General features: G+C 55.9%; 16 protein-coding genes. 9 read left to right on the forward strand and 7 right to left on the reverse strand.

Annotated features, from left to right (window positions below; genetic code table 11):
• The first annotated feature begins 74 nt into the window (after positions 1–74).
• From ACR0LL_RS18085 to ACR0LL_RS18125, 9 genes are read left to right on the forward strand one after another with little or no spacing between them, the layout of a single operon-like run.
• Complete coding sequence (locus tag ACR0LL_RS18085; RefSeq protein WP_480588602.1) at positions 75–1,001, forward strand: carbohydrate ABC transporter permease; 927 nt, start codon at positions 75–77, stop codon at positions 999–1,001.
• 1 nt (position 1,002) lies between these two features.
• Positions 1,003–1,851, forward strand: coding sequence for a carbohydrate ABC transporter permease (locus ACR0LL_RS18090; protein ID WP_480483663.1), 849 nt, complete (start codon positions 1,003–1,005; stop codon positions 1,849–1,851).
• A complete protein-coding gene (gene melA / locus ACR0LL_RS18095) occupies positions 1,848–3,188 on the forward strand; it encodes an alpha-galactosidase (protein ID WP_480588603.1) in 1,341 nt (446 codons plus the stop codon). The genes ACR0LL_RS18090 and melA overlap by 4 nt, the downstream gene beginning before the upstream one ends.
• 58 nt (positions 3,189–3,246) lie before the next feature.
• Positions 3,247–4,953 (forward strand): IlvD/Edd family dehydratase, encoded by a 1,707-nt coding sequence (locus tag ACR0LL_RS18100; RefSeq protein ID WP_480588604.1) that lies wholly within the window; start codon positions 3,247–3,249, stop codon positions 4,951–4,953.
• Positions 4,953–5,717, forward strand: a complete 765-nt coding sequence (locus ACR0LL_RS18105; RefSeq protein ID WP_480588605.1) for an SDR family NAD(P)-dependent oxidoreductase — start codon at positions 4,953–4,955, stop codon at positions 5,715–5,717. The genes ACR0LL_RS18100 and ACR0LL_RS18105 overlap by 1 nt, the downstream gene beginning before the upstream one ends.
• Positions 5,718–5,721: 4 nt before the next feature.
• Entirely contained in the window at positions 5,722–6,615 is an 894-nt protein-coding gene (locus ACR0LL_RS18110) for a 2-dehydro-3-deoxygalactonokinase (RefSeq protein WP_480588606.1), read from the forward strand.
• The gene (locus tag ACR0LL_RS18115; RefSeq protein WP_480588607.1) at positions 6,612–7,217 is read left to right on the forward strand and encodes a 2-dehydro-3-deoxy-6-phosphogalactonate aldolase; all 606 of its coding nucleotides are present in this window, start codon (positions 6,612–6,614) and stop codon (positions 7,215–7,217) included. Before ACR0LL_RS18110 ends, ACR0LL_RS18115 begins: the two co-directional genes overlap by 4 nt.
• Positions 7,214–8,074 carry an SMP-30/gluconolactonase/LRE family protein gene (locus ACR0LL_RS18120; protein ID WP_480588608.1) on the forward strand — a complete coding sequence of 287 codons (861 nt, stop codon included), beginning with the start codon at positions 7,214–7,216 and terminating at the stop codon, positions 8,072–8,074. The genes ACR0LL_RS18115 and ACR0LL_RS18120 overlap by 4 nt, the downstream gene beginning before the upstream one ends.
• Complete coding sequence (locus ACR0LL_RS18125) at positions 8,071–9,987, forward strand: beta-galactosidase (protein ID WP_480588609.1); 1,917 nt, start codon at positions 8,071–8,073, stop codon at positions 9,985–9,987. Before ACR0LL_RS18120 ends, ACR0LL_RS18125 begins: the two co-directional genes overlap by 4 nt.
• Positions 9,988–10,030: 43 nt before the next feature.
• On the opposite strand, the gene ACR0LL_RS18130 is transcribed toward ACR0LL_RS18125, so the two are convergent.
• The 7 genes from ACR0LL_RS18130 to ACR0LL_RS18160 form a co-directional block, all read right to left on the reverse strand.
• Positions 10,031–11,299, reverse strand: coding sequence for an ABC transporter permease (locus ACR0LL_RS18130; protein WP_480588610.1), 1,269 nt, complete (start codon positions 11,297–11,299; stop codon positions 10,031–10,033).
• A complete protein-coding gene (locus ACR0LL_RS18135; RefSeq protein ID WP_480588611.1) occupies positions 11,296–12,216 on the reverse strand; it encodes an ABC transporter permease in 921 nt (306 codons plus the stop codon). Before ACR0LL_RS18135 ends, ACR0LL_RS18130 begins: the two co-directional genes overlap by 4 nt.
• Positions 12,217–12,228: 12 nt before the next feature.
• The gene (locus ACR0LL_RS18140) at positions 12,229–13,341 is read right to left on the reverse strand and encodes an ABC transporter ATP-binding protein (RefSeq protein ID WP_480588612.1); all 1,113 of its coding nucleotides are present in this window, start codon (positions 13,339–13,341) and stop codon (positions 12,229–12,231) included.
• 116 nt (positions 13,342–13,457) lie between these two features.
• Entirely contained in the window at positions 13,458–14,582 is a 1,125-nt protein-coding gene (locus ACR0LL_RS18145; RefSeq protein ID WP_209507630.1) for an extracellular solute-binding protein, read from the reverse strand.
• Between the two features lie 124 nt (positions 14,583–14,706).
• Entirely contained in the window at positions 14,707–16,692 is a 1,986-nt protein-coding gene (locus tag ACR0LL_RS18150; RefSeq protein WP_480588613.1) for a beta-galactosidase, read from the reverse strand.
• The gene (locus ACR0LL_RS18155) at positions 16,689–18,335 is read right to left on the reverse strand and encodes an amino acid ABC transporter permease (RefSeq protein ID WP_480588614.1); all 1,647 of its coding nucleotides are present in this window, start codon (positions 18,333–18,335) and stop codon (positions 16,689–16,691) included. The genes ACR0LL_RS18150 and ACR0LL_RS18155 overlap by 4 nt, the downstream gene beginning before the upstream one ends.
• 67 nt (positions 18,336–18,402) lie before the next feature.
• Positions 18,403–19,152 carry a basic amino acid ABC transporter substrate-binding protein gene (locus ACR0LL_RS18160; protein WP_480588615.1) on the reverse strand — a complete coding sequence of 250 codons (750 nt, stop codon included), beginning with the start codon at positions 19,150–19,152 and terminating at the stop codon, positions 18,403–18,405.
• Positions 19,153–19,155 lie beyond the last annotated feature (3 nt).

Here is a 19,155-nt window from a genome sequence, read left to right on the forward strand (position 1 = left end):
AAGCCCGGCCTATTTGACCCGCTTTGTAGGGCGGGCTTCAGCCCGCCTTCACCTCAAGAAAATCCGGGACACCCATGACCACTGCCGCCGACGCCCCAGAACAGGAAAGCTGGTTCCACAGAAACCAACAGCGCATCGCGCCGTGGCTATTTCTGGCTCCGGGCCTGCTGTTCTTTATGGTCTACGTGATCATTCCGGTCTTCCAATCCTTCAACCTGTCACTTTACGAGTGGGATGGGTTGGGTGCCGCCGAATATGTAGGCATGCGCAACTATGAAGATTTGTATTGGGAATGGGTTGACCGGGACGCATTCTATATCTCGCTCAAAAACAATCTAATCTGGTTGATCCTATACCTTCTGGCCATTCCGGCGGGCCTGTTCATTGCCTTGTTTCTGAACCAGACAGTCTGGGGTATCCGCCTTTACAAATCGCTGTTTTTCTTTCCATTTGTCATTTCTCAGGTTGTCGTTGGCCTCGTATTCACGTGGTTTTACGACCCGACTTTTGGTCTTCTGAATGAGCTTCTTGGCTTATTTGGAATGGGCCCATTGAATGTGTTGGGCGACGAACGTTTGGTCACCTACGGCATCATCGTCGCGGGCCTTTGGCCGCAAACCGCCTATTGCATGATCCTCTACCTCACCGGTCTGAATGCCGTCGACCCCGAACAGATTGAAGCCGGGCGCCTGGACGGTGCCAAAGGCTTGAGAATGCTGTGGCACATCATTCTGCCGCAGTTGCGCCCGGCGACTTTCATTGCATTCGTCGTGACAATCATCGGAGCGCTGCGCAGTTTCGACCTGATCTCAATCATGACACAGGGCGGGCCGTTCGGATCCTCCCGTGTGCTGGCCTATTACATGTTCGAGGTCGCCCTGTCCGAATACGGTTTCCGCATGGGGTATGGCGCGGCAATCGCTGTGGTGCTGTTCCTGATCATGCTCTGCTTCATCGCCTATTTCCTCTGGTCGATGTATCGCGAAGAAAGGGAGCGCTGAGATGTTTCCCAAACCCATCGAAAAACAACCTCGCGCCGCGCAGATCACCTATCAGGCGATGCTGCCACTTGCATTGTTGCTGTGGCTGGGGCCCCTGCTGGCGGTGGCTCTGTTTTCGGTCAAACCAGCGGCGGATTTCACCAACGCCAACTATTGGGGCTTGCCATCCAGTTTTGAAGGTGCAGTCAATTACGGGCTGGTGTTCTTCAACTCGGACATGCCGCGATATTTGCTGAACTCTTTCATGATCACCATTCCTACGGTAATCGGTGCCGTTGCCCTCAGTTCCATGACAGGCTTTGCACTGGGTATTTACAAATTCAAATCGAACCTATGGATTTTCTTCATGTTCGTAGCTGGCAATTTCGTGCCATTCCAGATCCTGATGGTGCCTGTACGCGACCTGACACTGGATTTAGGCCTCTACAACACAAAAACCGGCCTCGTCTTGTTCCACATCGCCTTCCAGACCGGCTTTTGCACATTGTTCATGCGCAACTTTATCCGAGCCCTGCCCTTTGAATTAATCGAGGCCGCGCGAGTCGAGGGTATCAGCGAATGGCGCATCTTCTGGTACGTGGTGCTGCCGTTGATGAAACCCGCAATAGCCGCACTCAGCGTGCTGATCTTTACCTTCATCTGGAACGATTACTTTTGGGCGGTCGTCCTGACACAGGGCGCGGAAAGCCAACCTGTCACGGCAGGTATCACCAGTTTCAACGCCCAGTTCCGCGCCGCCTACCAACTAATGAGCGCGGGCTCGATCGTAGCAGCGCTGCCGCCGGTTGCCATGTTCTTCCTGATGCAAAAGCACTTTATCGCGGGCCTGACCCTCGGAGCTGTAAAATGACAAAGATAAGTTTCATCGGAGCAGGTTCCACGATCTTTATGCAGAACATCGTGGGGGATGCTCTGTTAACGCCTGCTCTGGCGGACAGTCATTTTGCGCTGATGGATATCGACCCCGTACGCTTGACGGAAAGCGAATCTGTAGCCCGCGCCATGGTCCGTTCCGTCGGGTCAAACGCGACAGTATCCACACATGCGGATCGACGCGCGGCACTTGATGGCGCCGATTTCGTTATAACTGCCTTTCAGATTGGCGGGTACCAGCCTTGTACCGTCACTGATTTTGAGATCCCCAAACAATACGGGCTGCGCCAGACCATCGCCGATACGCTGGGCGTGGGTGGCATCATGCGGGGGCTGCGCACTGTGCCGGTCTTGTGGGACGTGGCGCATGACATGATGCAGCTATGCCCGAATGCGACATTGCTACAATACGTCAATCCGATGGCCATCAACACCTGGGCACTGGCCGAGAGATACCCGTCATTGAAGCAGGTCGGCCTGTGCCACTCGGTTCAGAACACGGTGGCGGAACTGGCACATGATTTGGACCTGTCAAAAGACGACATTCGCTACAAGGTCGCGGGCGTCAATCACGTCGCCTTCTTCCTGCGGCTTGAGCATCAGGGCCATGATTTATACCCCGCCCTTCGGCAAGGTTATGTCAGCGGCAGGATCCCCAAGGCACCGCTGCTGATGCCGCGCTGCCCCAACAAGGTGCGCTACGAAGTGATGGATCACCTTGGCTTTTTCTGCACCGAAAGTTCTGAGCATTTGGCAGAATACGTGCCATGGTTCATCAAAGACGGGCGGGCGGACCTGATCGAGAAATTCTCAATCCCACTCGATGAATACCCGACCCGCTGTGTGGAACAGATGAACAACTGGAAAGAGCAGGCCAAAACCCTGACTGACGGGCGCGACATAGCCGTCACTCGCAGCCATGAGTTTGCGGCAGACATAATGAACGCAATCATCTCTGACACCGCCTACGTGGCCTATGGCAATCTGCCAAACACCGGCCAGATACCTCAGCTGCCTATGGGGGCCGCTGTCGAAACACCGTGTCTGGTTGATGCAAATGGCATTCAGCCTTCTGTCATCACAGACGTCCCACCGCAGCTGATCGCCCTTATGCGTACCCAGATCAACGTTCAGGAACTCACAGTCAGGGCATTGGTCGACCAGAACCCAGAGCATATCTATCATGCAGCCATGATGGACCCGCACACCGCCGCCGAACTGGACCTGCGCCAAATTCGAAATCTGGTGAACGACCTTCTGTCTGCCCATGCCGACTGGCTGCCAGATTGGTGCCGCCCATCTCGCGCCGCTTGAATTTCACCTTTTTACAAATACTCAAATCCACCCAGACCTAAAAAAGCATCACAGAACAATGTCAAAACGCCGCTCACAGCATTGGTACGGGAAACTCGACAAGGATGGGTTCATCCATCGATCCTGGATGAAAAATCAGGGTTTTCCTGATCACGCCTTCGATGGGCGGCCAATCATCGGAATCTGCAACACATGGTCGGAGCTGACCCCTTGCAATTCCGGCCTGCGCGATCTGGCCGAAGGGGTAAAGCGCGGTGTGTGGGAGGCCGGGGGCTTTCCCGTCGAATTCCCGGTCATGTCGCTGGGCGAGACCCAGATGAAACCCACAGCCATGCTGTTTCGCAATCTGCTGGCCATGGATGTCGAAGAGTCTATCCGCGCATATGGCATTGACGGTGTGGTTCTGCTGGGCGGGTGCGACAAGACCACGCCGGGCCAATTGATGGGCGCGGCCTCGGTCGATCTGCCGTCGATCGTTGTCAGCTCCGGCCCTATGCTGAATGGAAAATATCGCGGTCAGGATATTGGCTCAGGAACCGATGTGTGGAAGTTCTCCGAGGCCGTGCGTGCCGGAGAGATGACCCTTCAGGATTTTATGAACGCGGAATCCGGGATGTCCCGCAGTGCCGGGGTTTGCATGACCATGGGGACAGCCAGCACCATGGCGTCTCTGGTCGAAGCGATGGGCATGAGCCTGCCCACCAATGCCGCCCTGCCCGCCGTTGACGCCCGCCGCATGGCCCTCGCCCATTTGACCGGCAAGCGGATTGTCGAAATGGTCGACGAAGACCTGAAACCATCGGACATTTTGACCAGGGAAGCCTTCGAGAATGCAATCCTCGCCAATGCGGCCGTTGGGGGATCGACCAATGCCGTTGTGCATCTACTGGCGCTCGCAGGTCGCGTGGGCGTTGACCTGACGCTCAAGGACTTTGAAATCGGATCAGAGATTCCCCTTCTGGTGAACTGCATGCCCTCGGGCACATACCTGATGGAAGATTTCTGTTACGCTGGCGGTGTTCCGGCTGTGTTGAGCGAACTCAAACCTTTCCTGCGCCCGGCCAGAACGGTTCTCAACAAGGACATCTCGGCCCATTTCGAAGGTGCCGAATGTTTCAACCGCGACGTCATCCGCCCCTTCAACGATCCGGTGAAGCCCGCTGCTGGCCTTCGCGTTTTGCGTGGCAATCTTGCGCCCAACGGAGCCATCGTCAAACCTTCTGCCGCAACAGATGCCCTTCTTGAAACCGAGGGAGAGGCGTTCGTTTTCGAAAACATCGAAGACCTGAAAGCCAATATCGACCGGGATGATCTGCCGGTCACTCCCAAAAGCATTCTGGTGCTCAAGGGATGTGGACCCAAGGGTTATCCCGGGATGCCCGAGGTAGGAAACATGCCGATCCCGGCCAGATTGGTGAAGGAAGGCGTTCGCGACATGATCCGTATCTCGGATGCCCGTATGTCCGGCACCGCCTATGGCACCGTCATCCTGCATGTCAGCCCTGAGGCACAGGCGGGTGGCACGCTGGCGCTGGTGAAAACCGGCGACCGCATCCGCGTATCTGCCAGCGCCGGCAAGCTTGAACTGTTGGTGGAAAAAAAAGTATTGGACGCGCGCCGAGCTCAATGGAAACCAGACAAGCCGCATTATTCCCGCGGGTATGCCAAACTATATGTCGATCATGTGCTGCAGGCCGATCAAGGTGCCGATCTGGATTTCCTTGTCGGCAAAGACACCCGTCTTGTGACCAGAGAGAGCCACTGATGACCCAACCAGCAACATTTCAAGACTTGAACGGGTCATCCGTCTATATCACCGGCGGAGGCTCGGGCGTGGGCGCAGCATTGACGGATGGGTTTCTGGCTCAGGGGGCCAATGTGGCTTTTATCGGCAGATCGGACGCCAGCGGTTTTGTCGAAGAGATGCGCGACAAACACGGCCGCGCACCTCTGTTCATGCAGGGTGACATGACCGACACCCAGCTTCTTCACACGACAATGGCCAAAGCCGCCAAAGCCCACGGCCCCCTGAACGTTTTGGTTAACAACGCGGCCAATGACCAACGCCATACACTTGAGGAAACCACGACCGAGTTCTGGGACTGGATGATTGAGGTAAACCTGAAAGCCTATTATTTCGCCTGTCAGGAAGCGGCCCGGCAAATGAAAGAAGGCGGCGTTATCATCAACTTCAGTTCGATCAGCTACATGATGGGCAATGCAGGCTATCCGATCTATACGACGTCAAATGCGGGCATTACAGGGATGACTCGGTCTTTGGCCCGCGAACTGGGACCAAAAAACATACGTGTGAACGCGCTGGCTCCCGGTTGGGTCTTGACGCAAAAACAACTGGATATGTGGGCGACGCCCGAAGATTTGGCCGCGCATTTGGATCGACAATGCCTGAAAGAACATTTGACGCCCGAAGACATGGTTGCACCAACATTGTTCCTGGCATCCAACGCCAGCCGGGCGATGACCGGTCAGTGTATGGCGGTTGATGGCGGCGTCGTGGTTTCAGGGTGACACAATGAATACTGAATGGATCGCCGCCGATTGGGGCACATCTCACCTGCGGGTCTGGGCCATGCAGGGGGCAACGGTGCTGGACTGCGCGCAGTCCGACAATGGCATGGCACGTATCGGAACCGGCAGGTTCCAGACCGCCCTGATGGAACTTGTTGAAAACTGGCTGAAGGATGGCCCCATCGATGTGATCGCCTGCGGTATGGTCGGTGCACGCCAAGGCTGGGTCGAAGCACCTTATTCTACCGTTCCGTCGCAGCCCTTGCCGCAAGTACCGGTCCGTGTTCCCAGCACAGACCCGCGCATCCGGGCCTTCGTCATACCCGGATTAAAGCAATTGACCCCGCCGGATGTGATGCGGGGCGAAGAAACACAAATCGCGGGATTTTTGGGAACTCGCCAGAACTGGGATGGTGTCCTCTGCCTTCCAGGAACCCATACGAAATGGGTTCAGGTCAGCGCAGGTGAAATCGTGAGCTTTCGGACGCTCATGACCGGAGAGCTTTTTGATTTGTTAAGTGCGCAATCTGTGCTGCGGCATTCGTTAGGTGAAGGATGGGATGAAGATGCCTTTGCCGAGGCTGTGGCGGATACATTGTCCAAGCCCGAACAATTGGCTGCGCGCCTGTTCGGCTTGCGGGCTGCAGACCTGCTGCACGATCAGGACAAAGACATCGCGCGCGCGCGGCTGTCTGGACTGCTTATTGGTGCTGAATTGGCCGCCACCCGTCCCTATTGGCTGGGCCAACAACTGGCTATCATTGGCGCAGATGCCGTATCGCGGGTCTATGCGGCAGCGCTGAGACAACAGGGCGCTTTTGTTGAGACTGCAAACGCCACCGAAGCAACGCTGGCCGGGCTGGCACTGGCGCGCAACATGACAAGGCAAATCGCATGAGCCGCCCCATCATCGCCATTCTGCGTGGTCTGCAACCACAGGAAGCCGAGGCGGTTGGCAGAGTTATCATCGATGCAGGGATAGACCGGATCGAAGTTCCACTCAATTCGCCTGATCCGCTCGACAGCATTTCCATTCTGGCCGAAGCTTTCGAAGATCGCGCCCTGATTGGCGCTGGTACTGTATTGACGATTGATCAGGTGGACGCAGTTCGGAATGCCGGCGGCAAGCTGATCGTGTCACCCAATTATGATGCTGATGTGATCAAACGGTCTGTGGCGTTGGGGATGCAAAGCTGGCCGGGCGTTTACACGCCGACCGAAGCCTTTGCCGCTCTCAAAGCAGGGGCCACAGGATTAAAGCTGTTTCCTGGTGTCATGGCTGGCCCTTTAGGGCTCGCAGCACTTCGCCCCGTCTTACCCAAGGAAACATGCGTCTTTGCCGTCGGCGGTGCCGGGCCTGAAAATTTCGACCAATGGATCAGAGCCGGAGCGGATGGATTCGGGATTGGATCAGCGCTGTACAAACCCGGCATGGATACAGTCGAAGTCGCAGAACGCGCGGGGCAAATCGTGGCAGCCTTTGACAAGGCGGCAGGATGAGTACGGTCTTTGACGACCGCCTATGCGCGTTGGGGGAAGGTCCGCTATGGCACCCCGCTCGGCAACAGCTTTTCTGGTTCGACATTCTCAACAAACGCCTGATGACGCGCGAAGGTGAAAATCAGATAAGCTGGGATTTCGATGAACATGTGTCTGCCGCAGGCTATGTGGATCGTGACACATTGCTTTTGGCGTCGGAAACGGGTCTTTGGCAGTTTAGCTTGAAGTCCGGACATCGAGCGCTGGTCAAGCCGCTTGAGGCAGACAACCCAATCACCCGCTCGAATGACGGTCGCGCTGATCCCTGGGGCGGTTTCTGGATCGGTACGATGGGCAAACAGGCTGAAGCCGGGGCCGGATCAATCTATCGGTTCTGGAAAGGTACACTCAGATGTCTCGTGTCGGATGTGACGATTTCCAATGCAATCTGTTTTTCACCGGATCGATCCGTGGCCTATTTCTGTGACACGACGGTCAGGCAGGTCAGGCGCTGGAGCTTGAATGCAGAAAGCGGATGGCCCGAAGGGAAAAGCACGGTATTTCTGGACCTTCGCAAAGAAGGCCTGAACCCGGACGGTGCTGTGGTTGATGCCGACGGCAACATCTGGATCGCGCAATGGGGGATTGGACGTGTCGCGGCCTACACGCCCGAAGGTCAATTCCTGAAGGCCATTTCCTTCGACGCGTCACATACGTCCTGCCCGGCCTTTGGTGGCGACGGCTTGGGCACGCTGTTCTGCACCTCGGCACGGCAGGGGTTGAGCAACGCGGATATTGAATCCCAACCCACCAACGGCATGACCTTTGCAATGCCAAACGCGGGGCGAGGGCAGGCAGAACACAGGATCATATTATGAAGCCGGAACTTGGTGTGTGTTACTACCCTGAACACTGGCCCGAGGCGATGTGGGCGGAAGATGCCGCGCGCATTGTGGACACCGGCATCTCGTGGGTACGCATAGGAGAGTTCGCCTGGAGCCGGCTGGAGCCCCACCCCGGAACCCTGCAATTCGAATGGCTGGATCGCGCGGTTGAAACACTTGGCGAAGCGGGATTGAAAGTCGTGCTTGGCACACCAACAGCAACGCCACCGCGTTGGATGCTGGACAAACATCCGGACATGCTGGCTGTGGATGCACATGGAAACACACGCAAATTCGGGTCACGGCGACATTATTGCTTTAGCCACCAGGGTTATGTCGATGAATGTGTCCGTATCGCAAGGGTCCTGGGGAAGCGCTATGGTCACAACCCGTATGTGGCGGCATGGCAGATCGATAATGAGTATGGGTGCCACGACACAACCGTCAGCTATAGTACCCCGGCTCTGAACGCATTCAGGCGCTGGCTGGCTGTTCAATACAGTTCCATAGAACAGCTGAACAAGGCCTGGGGAAACGTGTTCTGGTCGATGGAGTACGGTAGCTTCGAAGAGGTTGATTTACCCAATCAAACTGTAACCGAGCCTAACCCCGCTCATGTACTGGCATTCCGTCGGTTCAGTTCAGATCAGGTTGTGGCATTCAACAAAGCTCAGGTCGATGTGTTGCGACCTTTGACCGATGCGCCGCTGTTGCACAACTACATGGGCCGTATTCTGGATTTCGACCACTTCGAGGTTGGCGCGGATTTGGATATTGCGACTTGGGACAGTTATCCGATCGGATTTCTATCGGACCGATTGGAAGATGACGAAGCCCACAAGACCGCCTTTCTTCAGCAAGGCGATCCGGACATGCAGGCGTTTCACCATGATCTTTACCGGGCAGTAGGCCGTGGCCGATGGTGGGTGATGGAACAACAACCCGGTCCGGTGAATTGGGCGCCCTATAACCCGGCACCCATGCCCGGAATGGTACGGTTGTGGTCGCTTGAGGCTGTCGCCCACGGTGCTGAGGTTGTGAGCTACTTTCGATGGCGCCAAGCCCCCTTTGCACAGGAACAGATGCACGCGGGTTTGCTGACACCGGACAATCGCCCTGCCCCTGCCTTGCACGAGGCCCGTCAGACAGCGGATGAGCTATCCACATTGGGCGAGGTGCATCAGGCGCAATCCAAAGTTGCCATACTGTTTGATTACCCCTCGGACTGGGCCTGGACATCGCTACCGCAAGGAGCAGGCTTTGATTATTTCCGGTTGGTCCTATCAGCCTATCGTGCATTGCGCCGTGCGGGGTTGTCGATTGATTTCGTTTCGTCCAATGACCTGTCCGCGCATTATGCACTGATCCTTGCCCCCGGACTGGCAACGATTGACCCGGATTTGGAGCGTAGGTTAACGGACAACTCGGATCTGGCAATCCTCGGCCCGCGCAGCGGCGCAATTACCCGTGATTTCCAGATCCCCGCCGCTGGTCGACCTAGCCTGAAAGGGTTGGACTGCAACGTGGATTTGGTCGAAACACTGCCCCCCGCTGTCAACCGGACGGTCCAAGGCGGCGGCGCGGCACAGCATTGGATTGATCGCCTTTCAGGTTCAGCCGAAGAAACTCTGAGGTTTGATGACGGAGCGACTGCGCTTATGGCAGGGGACGGGCTTTGGTATCTTGCAGGCTTCCCAAACGAAATATTATGGGATCGAGTCGTCGGCTTGGCTGCGAAAGAAACGGGATTGAGCCTGAAGCCAATGCCGCCAGGACTGCGACTGCGTGAGACAGCCGACCACATGTTCCTGATCAACTATAACGCTGAACCGGTGGTCTGGAACGGGTCGACCATCGGCGGTTGCGATGTGAAAATCCTGAAGCGCAATCTGCCCGGACAGAATTGAATCCTGTCCGGGCAGATACGTTGGTTGCCGCTTGGCACAGCGATCAGTCGCTTTTCAGGCTGTTGGGGTCAAACACCCCTCCAAAACCACTGTTGTTGGATGGTTCACTCTCGGATTCGGAAGCACCTTCATTGCTTTCATTCTCGCTACCATCCAGCGAGTTCGGAGCGAAGACATTACCAAAACCGCTGTTATTCGACGGCTTTGGCGCGGTTTGGGCATCACCCTGCCCGGCTTTTTCCGCCTCCTGCTGTTTGCGGCGTTCCTCACGCTGCTTGCGCAGCTCCTGAATGCGTTGTTCTGCTTCCAGCTGCTTTTGCTCGCGAACATCGGCAATGCATTGCGCCGGACTGTAGGTCGCCGCTGTGCCAATAACGGTGATCGTTACAACCGCAAATGCGACCAACAACACGGCGGCCATGTTACCGGCAAAGAAACTTGGCAGCTTGATCTTGCCAGCCAATTCCTCGACCGTTGCGTTCTTACGCGCCGCTGCCACCAGTTCCTGACGTTTAAGCTTGGCTTCGTTCAACAGAGCGAAGAAAACCGTCAGCGCAACGATAATGAATGCCAGCGCCGAGATCGCGGGTGTGATGCCGTAGCGGACCTTCTGAGCCAGCTCAATCGTCAGCGTCGGGTATTCACCAAAGGTGAAAGTGGTGGTGTTGTAGTTCTCGAACGAGGCCAAGAATGCCAGCACCGCCGCCGAGGCGATTGCAGGGCGCATGAAGGGCAGCAGGATCTTGCGGAAAGCCTGTGCATGGCTGGCCCCAAGGTCCAGTGCCGCCTCGGTCAAGGCAACATCGTACCGTTGCAACCGCGCCACTAGCACCAGCATGCAGTAACTGGCGATGAAGGTGGATTGGCCGATCACCGTCAGGAAGATGCCGTTTGACAGAAAGCTGTCTGCACCCAGCCCCAGCATCCGGTTGATCCGGTCCCAGAAGACCAGCGTCGAGATACCAAGTACCACACCGGGGATCAGGATCGGTGCGATGATGACAGTATAGTAGGTCGCGCGAAGCTTCGGCCAGATCTGGGTCAGCATCAGCGCGCCTGCCAAACCCATCGCCACGGACAGGATCACTGTGCCAATTCCGATGATCAGCGAGTTCTTGATACCGTTTAGGATGCGCTGATCCTGAAACAGTTCGCCAAACCACTGGAATGTCAGACATTCCCATGGGCTCATACGGGGGAAGCCGGACGAGTTGAACGCGGTGATCGACATGATCACAAGCGGGCCCAGCAGATACAGGAAGAAGATCGCCAGATAGACCCAGATGCTTATACGGAGGAAGGAATTGTTCATTTCCCGATATCCCCCATGTTCACTTTGAACAGGCGCATCATGGCCAGCACGAACAGAATACAAGTGACCAGCAGAACGATTGCGTAGGCGGCGCCCTGTGGCCAGTCGTTGTTGTCATTGAACTGCTGATAGATCAGTTGAGTGAACCACAAACTGGACGGCCCGCCCAGAATTTGCGGCGCAGCCAACGCACCGGCGGACAACATGAAGACCATGGTACAGCCCGAGCTGATCCCCGGCTTGGCATAAGGAATGACCACACGCCAATGTATCCGCCACCACGGCGCCCCAAGGTCGCGTGCTGCTTCGATCTGGTTTTTGTCCAGACTTTCAATCACGTTATACATCGGGAAAATCATCAGCAGAATGTAGGCGTATCCCAGACCCGCATAGAGCGCGATGTCATTGCGAATGAAGTCGAACGGGGTATCCCAGATGCCCAGTCCCGTGAACAACGTGTTCAACACACCTGTTTCCCCAAAGATGATGCGCAGCGCAAAGGCGCGCAGGATTTCGTTGATCCAGTAAGGGATGATCAGCATGATCGCAAAGATACGAATATGGCTACCTTCGGCCTGACCCAGGTAATAGGCAATCGGATAGCAGATGATCAGGTTGAAAACCGTCACAAAAACCGCAGCCACAAGAGTTCGGAAAAACACCCTCAGATCAACGGTGTTGTAGTCCTGACCGCCACCTTCGGGGCCGTAAATCAGATATTTGTAGTTCTCCAGTGTATATACGTCTTTGGGTCCGCCGATCTCTGGCGGTGGCAGGTTCGGACGGAACGAGAAGTCCAACATCGACAGCTGCGGAAGGATGATCAGGCCGATGGTCCAGAACAGAACCAGACCCAGGATCGCCACTCCCATGCCAGTGCCGTTGCGATTGAAGAAGTCTTTCAGAAACTGGGGCATGAGTTATTCCCCTTATTCTGCAGCCAGTTCACCCGCTGGAACGATGACGGCGTTATGCGTCTTGTATTCCAGCGTGATGTTCTGTCCGGTGTGGTCCTCGAAGGATTGTCCATGGTTAGGGATCGACACCTTGATCTCTTTTCCACCTTCACCTTCGGTAAAGATGTTGAAGACGTTGCCTTCGAATTCTTCGTGGTTGACCCGCGCGGTAACAAAATGGTCACCCGAAGCCCCCTCGGGCGCAATGGCGAAGGCTTCGGGGCGAATGAACATCATCGCACTATCGCCTTCTTTCATCTTGCCTTGGTTGGCGGTCGATATCCGTGCAACCAGGTCGCCCGAGCGGTTGGTCGAGATCAGCGCTTCGTTGCCCATGACCTGCTTGATCGTGCCACGGAAAACATTGTTTTCGCCAACAAATGAGGCCGCGAAAGCCGTGTTGGGATCGTTGTAGATGGTTTTACCGTCGGCAATCTGGTCAATCACACCTGCACGCATGACGGCGATATTGTCTGACATGGTCAGTGCCTCGCCCTGGTCGTGTGTGATGTAGATAAAGGTAATGCCCACACGCTGCTGTATCTCACGCAGTTCCGTTCGCATGTGCTGGCGCAGTTTGAGGTCAAGTGCCGACAAAGGTTCATCAAGAAGCAGAACATCCGGCTCGGCGCAAAGGGCGCGAGCGATGGCCACTCGCTGACGCTGACCCCCAGACAATTCGCTGGGCAGTTTGTCGCCTTGCCCCGGCAGCGCGATCATGTCCAAAAGCTCATCAGCGCGCTTGCGCCGTTCGGCGCTGCTGGCACCTTTGATTTCCATCGAGAACGTGATGTTCTCCCAGACCTTCATCAAGGGAAACAACGCTAGGTTCTGAAAGATCAGAGCAGTGGGGCGTTTGTTAGGTCCGATGCCCCGCATGTTCTTGCCGCCGATCAGAACATTACCTTCGCTAGGCTCGAGAAAGCCGGAAACAGCCCTTAAGATCGTTGTTTTTCCGCAACCCGAGGGCCCGAGGAACGAAAAGAAATCGCCCCCGTTTATATTGACGTTTGCATCGCGCACGGCGACGAAGTCACCGAAACGGATCCACAGGTTTTCCAGATCGACCCCGACCCCTGCACTCATTTTTGGTATCTCCCTGAGGTGTGTGCTGTCACCACACCACATAGCTTTCCGTTACGCCGGAGCGGCGCACAGATTGTTGCCCCTCGCAGGTCGCGAGGGGCATGGTTTCAGATCGCTTATGCGCTCTTGAACTTGTTGACGAACTCGGTCCGCGTTTCAGCATACCATGGTGCTTCGGCCGGCCACGGGTTGAGGTTGGCCAGCGAGTCGCCCGGATAGGCCTCGGCAAAGTTCTTCTTGTAAGTGTCGCCAGAATACTGGTCAGCCCCCAGAACAGGAGAGTTGTACCCATGGCTGTCGATGGCAACACCGGCAGGTTTGGCCTGATAGGCGAAGTCGATGAAGGCATAGATCTGGTCGATATTCGCCGCACCAGATGGAATCGACATCCCGTCAACCCATGCCATCGCCCCTTCGATGGGCGCTTGATAGTGCACCGGTTCACCAGCCGATTTCAGTGCCAGTGGCGGGCCGTCCCAGGTTTGACCGACAACAACACCTTCGTTCAGAAGGCCGTTCTTCTGCGTGTCGGCGTCGTTCCAGATCAGCTTGATGCGATCCTTACGTGCAATGCACCAGTCGGTGATCTGTCCCCAGACCTTGCGCATGGTTTCTTCATCGCCATATGCGGCCCAGACCGAACCCGGCTCCATCTCGCCGGAACGCTCCATGTAGAGACCAGCGCCAAGCATCATCGAATGCGCGCGACCCATGGTTTTGCCTGCGTTTTCTTCTGACCAGACGTCGCCATAGGATGGTGCGTCCCCAGCTGGCAGCCACAAGTCGGTGCGGTATGCAATACCTTCGGTGCCCCAGATATGCGGCAACCAGTGGACCCCGGCACCGCCAAAGTTCCAAGCATCCGTACCGATTTTGGCCATGGCAGGGTTCACCAAGTCGACCGGAACCTTGTTCATGTCAAAGGGCTGCAACAGCTCCAGCGGCTCCCACTGCAACGAGCGGTTGTTGGTCGGTGAGACGATGTCAAAGCCCTGACCTTTGGTCGCCTTCATCTTGTTAATGATTTCTTCGTTTGAGCCGATCCCGGTGTAATTCACCTTGATGCCGGTAAGGGTCTCAAACTCTTCGATAAAGCTGGGCGGCAGGTAATCCGACCACATCAGGATGTTGATTTCACCGGACGACGCCAGTGCGCTCTTGCTGTAAAGAGGCGCGGCAAGTGCCGCAGCACCCGCTCCTTTCAAAACAGTGCGTCTGGAAAGTGATGATTTGGTAACCATAGTGTTCTCCCGTTGTTGGACTCGATTTTTTTGTTTTCTATTCATAGGACTTTCTGCGCCCATCCGTCAGTCCAAAAGTGACAGTTTGCGAAAATCTTATGTCCAGTTTCGCGATTTGACACGTCTAAGCTGAATTATGAGGTGCTACATTCTCCTGCCAAACGGTAATGTCCCTTGGATTGACCGGATCTGAACCAAGCAAAATTTGACGTGCAAGGCCAACAGGCAAGCGCTTTGAAACGTCACTGAAGTTGAACGCGTAGTAGGTCGAGCCGCGTTGGGTTATGCGCAAATCGGGATCGCAAGGCGTTGCATTTATCCCAGCCCAGTTCAGTACCTCACCGACAATCACTTGCAAAAGCTCATTACGCGGAACCATTGCCAGATAGGTCGTGCGGTCAGAACGGATGACCGCCGGGCTGGCATCGCAATAAGCGCTCTTGAAGCGGGCCAAAACGTGCTCTTTGGTTTCGACGATTTCACGCCAGCCCGTGAATTCAAATTGCTGACCATCGAGAAGAATCACAGCCTCCTGCGCAAGTGAAGGGAGTGATTCGACGCGCGTGACACGGATACCTGTTGACTTTGCCAATTCGCCCGGCGCCAGATTTGAAGGAGTGTTCATCCCGGATGTCTTGCTGCCGGAACGGGCGCCTATCAGTATCTTGGCCCCCGAAGCGTCAAGCTTGTCTGCCAGATCCGCAGTCACGATCATACTTTGTGGCAATAAGATGAGGGCGTAGCCGCTCAGTTCATCTTCAGGGCCAACAAAGTCAAGATCGACCCCAAAACCACGAATTGCAGTGTACCACTCGCGAAAAATCTGAGCATTGGGGAAATCCATGTCGTGCGGCAAAATATCCGCCGCCCAGATCGAGGTATAATCCAGCAGCATTGCAACCCGTGCTTTTGCCCGTCTCTCGGGCGGCAACGTTGCGCGATCCTTCACGATCTGGGCCAATTCAACAGCGGCCTGATCTAGGCTGCCATCTGACCGCAATATCGCAGTATGGTATTGCTCTTGCGCAGATTTCGCCTGCCTCCAGCGAAAAAACATCACGGCTTGCGCGCCGTGTGCATAGGCCGCCCAAGTCCAAAGCCGAACCATCCCCTCTGCCGGAGACGGATTCTTATCGGCCCAATCTACCGGACCCGGCTGCTGTTCCAGCACCCACATCCGACCGCGCCCCTGACTGCGATATAAATCACAATGAAAACCCTGATAATCCGGTGCGCCGGTGCGCAAATAACGGCGCTTTTCTTCATCCGAAAGGGTAGAGCCCAAAAGGTTCCCCAGTGGGTAGCTGTCGAACCCGATAATATCCAGATCAGCAGCCACGGCGTGGTGATCGAATTCGAAACTGCCCGCCATGAAGTTATGGGAGATATCCCGCCCCGGCGCATATTTGCGCAGAACATCCACCTGCGTTTTGTTGAACAGACGAACCCGTTCTGAAGAATAGCGCGCGAAATCCAGCGCGTGGGCTGGGTTGGGCGTGGCGACCAACCCGTTGGGCAGTTCGATCTGACCAAACTGAGAGTAGAGTGACCCCCAGAAAACAGTTCCCCACGCGTCGTTCAATGCATCGATTGCGCCATATCGGTCCTCCAACCAGCGCTGGAAACCAGTCCGCGCGGCATCGGAATAGCTGAGAACTGTATCGTGGTCGTTGTACTCATTGTCGATCTGCCACGCATGGACATACGAATTCTGACCATATCTGCGAGCGTATTCAGTTGCGATCCTTTGCGCCTCGGCCAGATAAACCTCACTGGAAAAACAATAATGCCTGCGTGAACCGAACCCTCTGACCCGACCATCCGGCCCAACGGGCAGGATTTCGGGATACTCATCGATCAACCATTTGGGGGGGGCGGCCGTTGGGGTGGACATCATGACCCGTAGTCCAACCTGCCCCAATATCTCGATCACCTCATCCAGCCAGTCCCAGTGAAACTGACCGCGCACGGGTTCGATCAGGCCCCAGGTGAATTCGGCAATCCGCACCCAATCCAACCCCATGTCCGCCATTCGGGCGGCATCGTCTCGCCATTGCGAAGGGTTCCATTGTTCGGGGTAGTAACAAACCCCAAGTTCCAGCGCGCTCATCGTGTGTCCTTTGCTGTGCGTCGTTCGATCCACTTCAAGAAACTGGCGCAGCCGAGTGTGAGGACAACATACAGGATTGCCGCCGTGTTGAAGGGAGCAAAGGGCAGAAAGCTGGCCGCCTGAAATTCTCGCATCCTCTGGGTCATGTCGCGGACGGACAGGATTGACAGCAATGACGTGTCCTTGATCATCGCGATAAACTCATTGCCAAGCGGTGGAGTTACAATCCGCAGGGCTTGCGGCAGAACGATAAGCCGCGCCGTATGCCATCGCGACAAACCCAGAGAGCTGCCCGCTTCCAATTGGCCTTTTGGTATCGCCTCGATCCCGGACCGGAAAATTTCGGCCATATAGGCGGAATAACCAACCGAGATCGCGATGATCCCCCGTGTCATATTGGTCATATCGATACCGCCGCCGGTAACATCCTTGACTGCGCCCGCCAGCGGCAAACCGATATAAAGAATGATCACCAGCATCGGAATGCCACGTATCGTATCCACAAAGAACTCGGCCCCGACCGCCAGCGGATGCAGCTTATGCTGAGCCCCGCCGATGGTCAGTGTCAGCAACAAAAACCCGAGCACGGCAAATGCCAGGGCTGGATTGCGGTACTTGTCGGGTAGAAATCTTGTTTGCCACAGGACCGGATAACCTTGCGAATGCGCCTCCTCCGGGACAAAAGCGCCCGAGACACTGTCGACCGTTTCGATTTGTTCAAGCGCGGCAGTGGCATCGGTTGCGCTGCGGATGCGATATTGCTGACCGCCGGCCCCCTCGAACTCGCCAAACCGGATAATGTCAGCCTGCGCCTGCGGCGTGCCGCGCACAACCGCGATACGCCCCTCGGCGCTGCCCACCAGAACAAAGCTGACCTGCGGCTGCATGAAGAAAAAGGCCGAGGCTGCCAGCAATGCCAAACTGATCGAACCATAGACGACCGTAGTACGCGCCTTTGGTTTAAACGATTGCAACCCGACCCAGACCAAACCAAGAATGGCCGCGAAGATATAGGCAAAGATGGCCGCGCGGAAAGTAATGGCCACCCCGGTCGCGAACTGCCAATGAGCCATGAACATGAGATAAAACAGTACTGCGCCTGTGAGACTCTCCAACCCCAACAAGACGCGCCCGCGCCAGGGCGGCTGCAAACGTGCCGACAATAGGCAAAGTGCGACTACAGCTGCGTAAACCGCCAGGATAACCTGTAATCCCGTCTGAACCCTGGCAATCACGTCCGGAAACAGTACCCAGGTCTGATTGGACCGATCGATGAGGGGCGAGGTGTTTTCGCTGAGCGCATGAAAGAAGACCGACTCGACAAATGGCATCAGAAGTTGCGGAGAAACAAAGCTGATGACCAAAAGCGCCGCAGCAGCCGGTAACGCGGCAAGCGCGAAGAGCCGCAACCAGCCGGGGGAGTTCTGTGAAAACCGCACGTAGCGTGCGCAAAGATATCCAAGGATCGCAACGGTCGCAATCAGCAGAAATCCAACAAAGATGGCCCCCGCGTCTGTGCCTATCCCCAGAATTGCGACCAGAGACCGCAAGTATTTTGAGGATGTGGCGAACAGGTAGATAATAAAGGGCGCTGCTGCGAGCAACACCAGGTTACTCGGGCGGATCGTGCTGAGGCGCGACATGGAACTTCTCCGCTATGACAAGGCCCGGCGGCAATGGCCGCCGGACCAAAAAAAGGGCGCTAATGGATCAGTTGGTGCCCCAGTATTTGGCTGTCAGCTCGTCCAGCGTTCCATCCTCCTGAATGGCCTTAAGACCGGCGTTAATAGCGTCCACCGTCGGATCGCCTTCCTGAAACACGATACCCAATGGATCGGATTGCAGGCCTGTGATGCCAACAGTCAACTCGCCCGCAAATTCCTGCTCATAGGCCGCCGCCGATGTGCCATCGATGATCACGCCCTGGACGTCTGCGTTCTGAAGCGCCAGAATGGCGGCCGAGAAGTTGTCGTAAAGGCTGACATTCTCGCGCCCGACAAGCTCTTCCGCCAATTGGGCGTTGGTCGTCGCGGTTTGCGCCGCCAGTTTCTGGCCACCGGCTTTGAAGTCCTCAAGTGTCATGTCAGCATTATCGACTTGCAACAGAATGGCCTGGCTGACAACGATGTAAGGCTCGGAAAAGTCCATGGTTTCTTCGCGTTCCGGCGTGATCGACACGCCCGAGATAACCAGATCGAACTCGCCCTGCTGAAGGGCCGCAAAGATACCATCCCAGGCGGTGTTTACGAAGTTGGGAACGCAATTGACCTTCGCACAGATCGCATTCATCACATCGACGTCAAAGCCCACAATCTCTCCGGTTGTTTCATCCACGGTTTCCATCGGTGGGTATGTCGCATCGGTTCCGATTTTCAGAACACGACCTTCCAGGTCGGCAGCAAAAGCCGCTGGAGCCATCAGTGTCGTGAGTGTGGCAGCGGCAAGTAAGTTCTTAATCATGTT

This window comes from Ruegeria sp. AI2, from assembly GCF_056541275.1.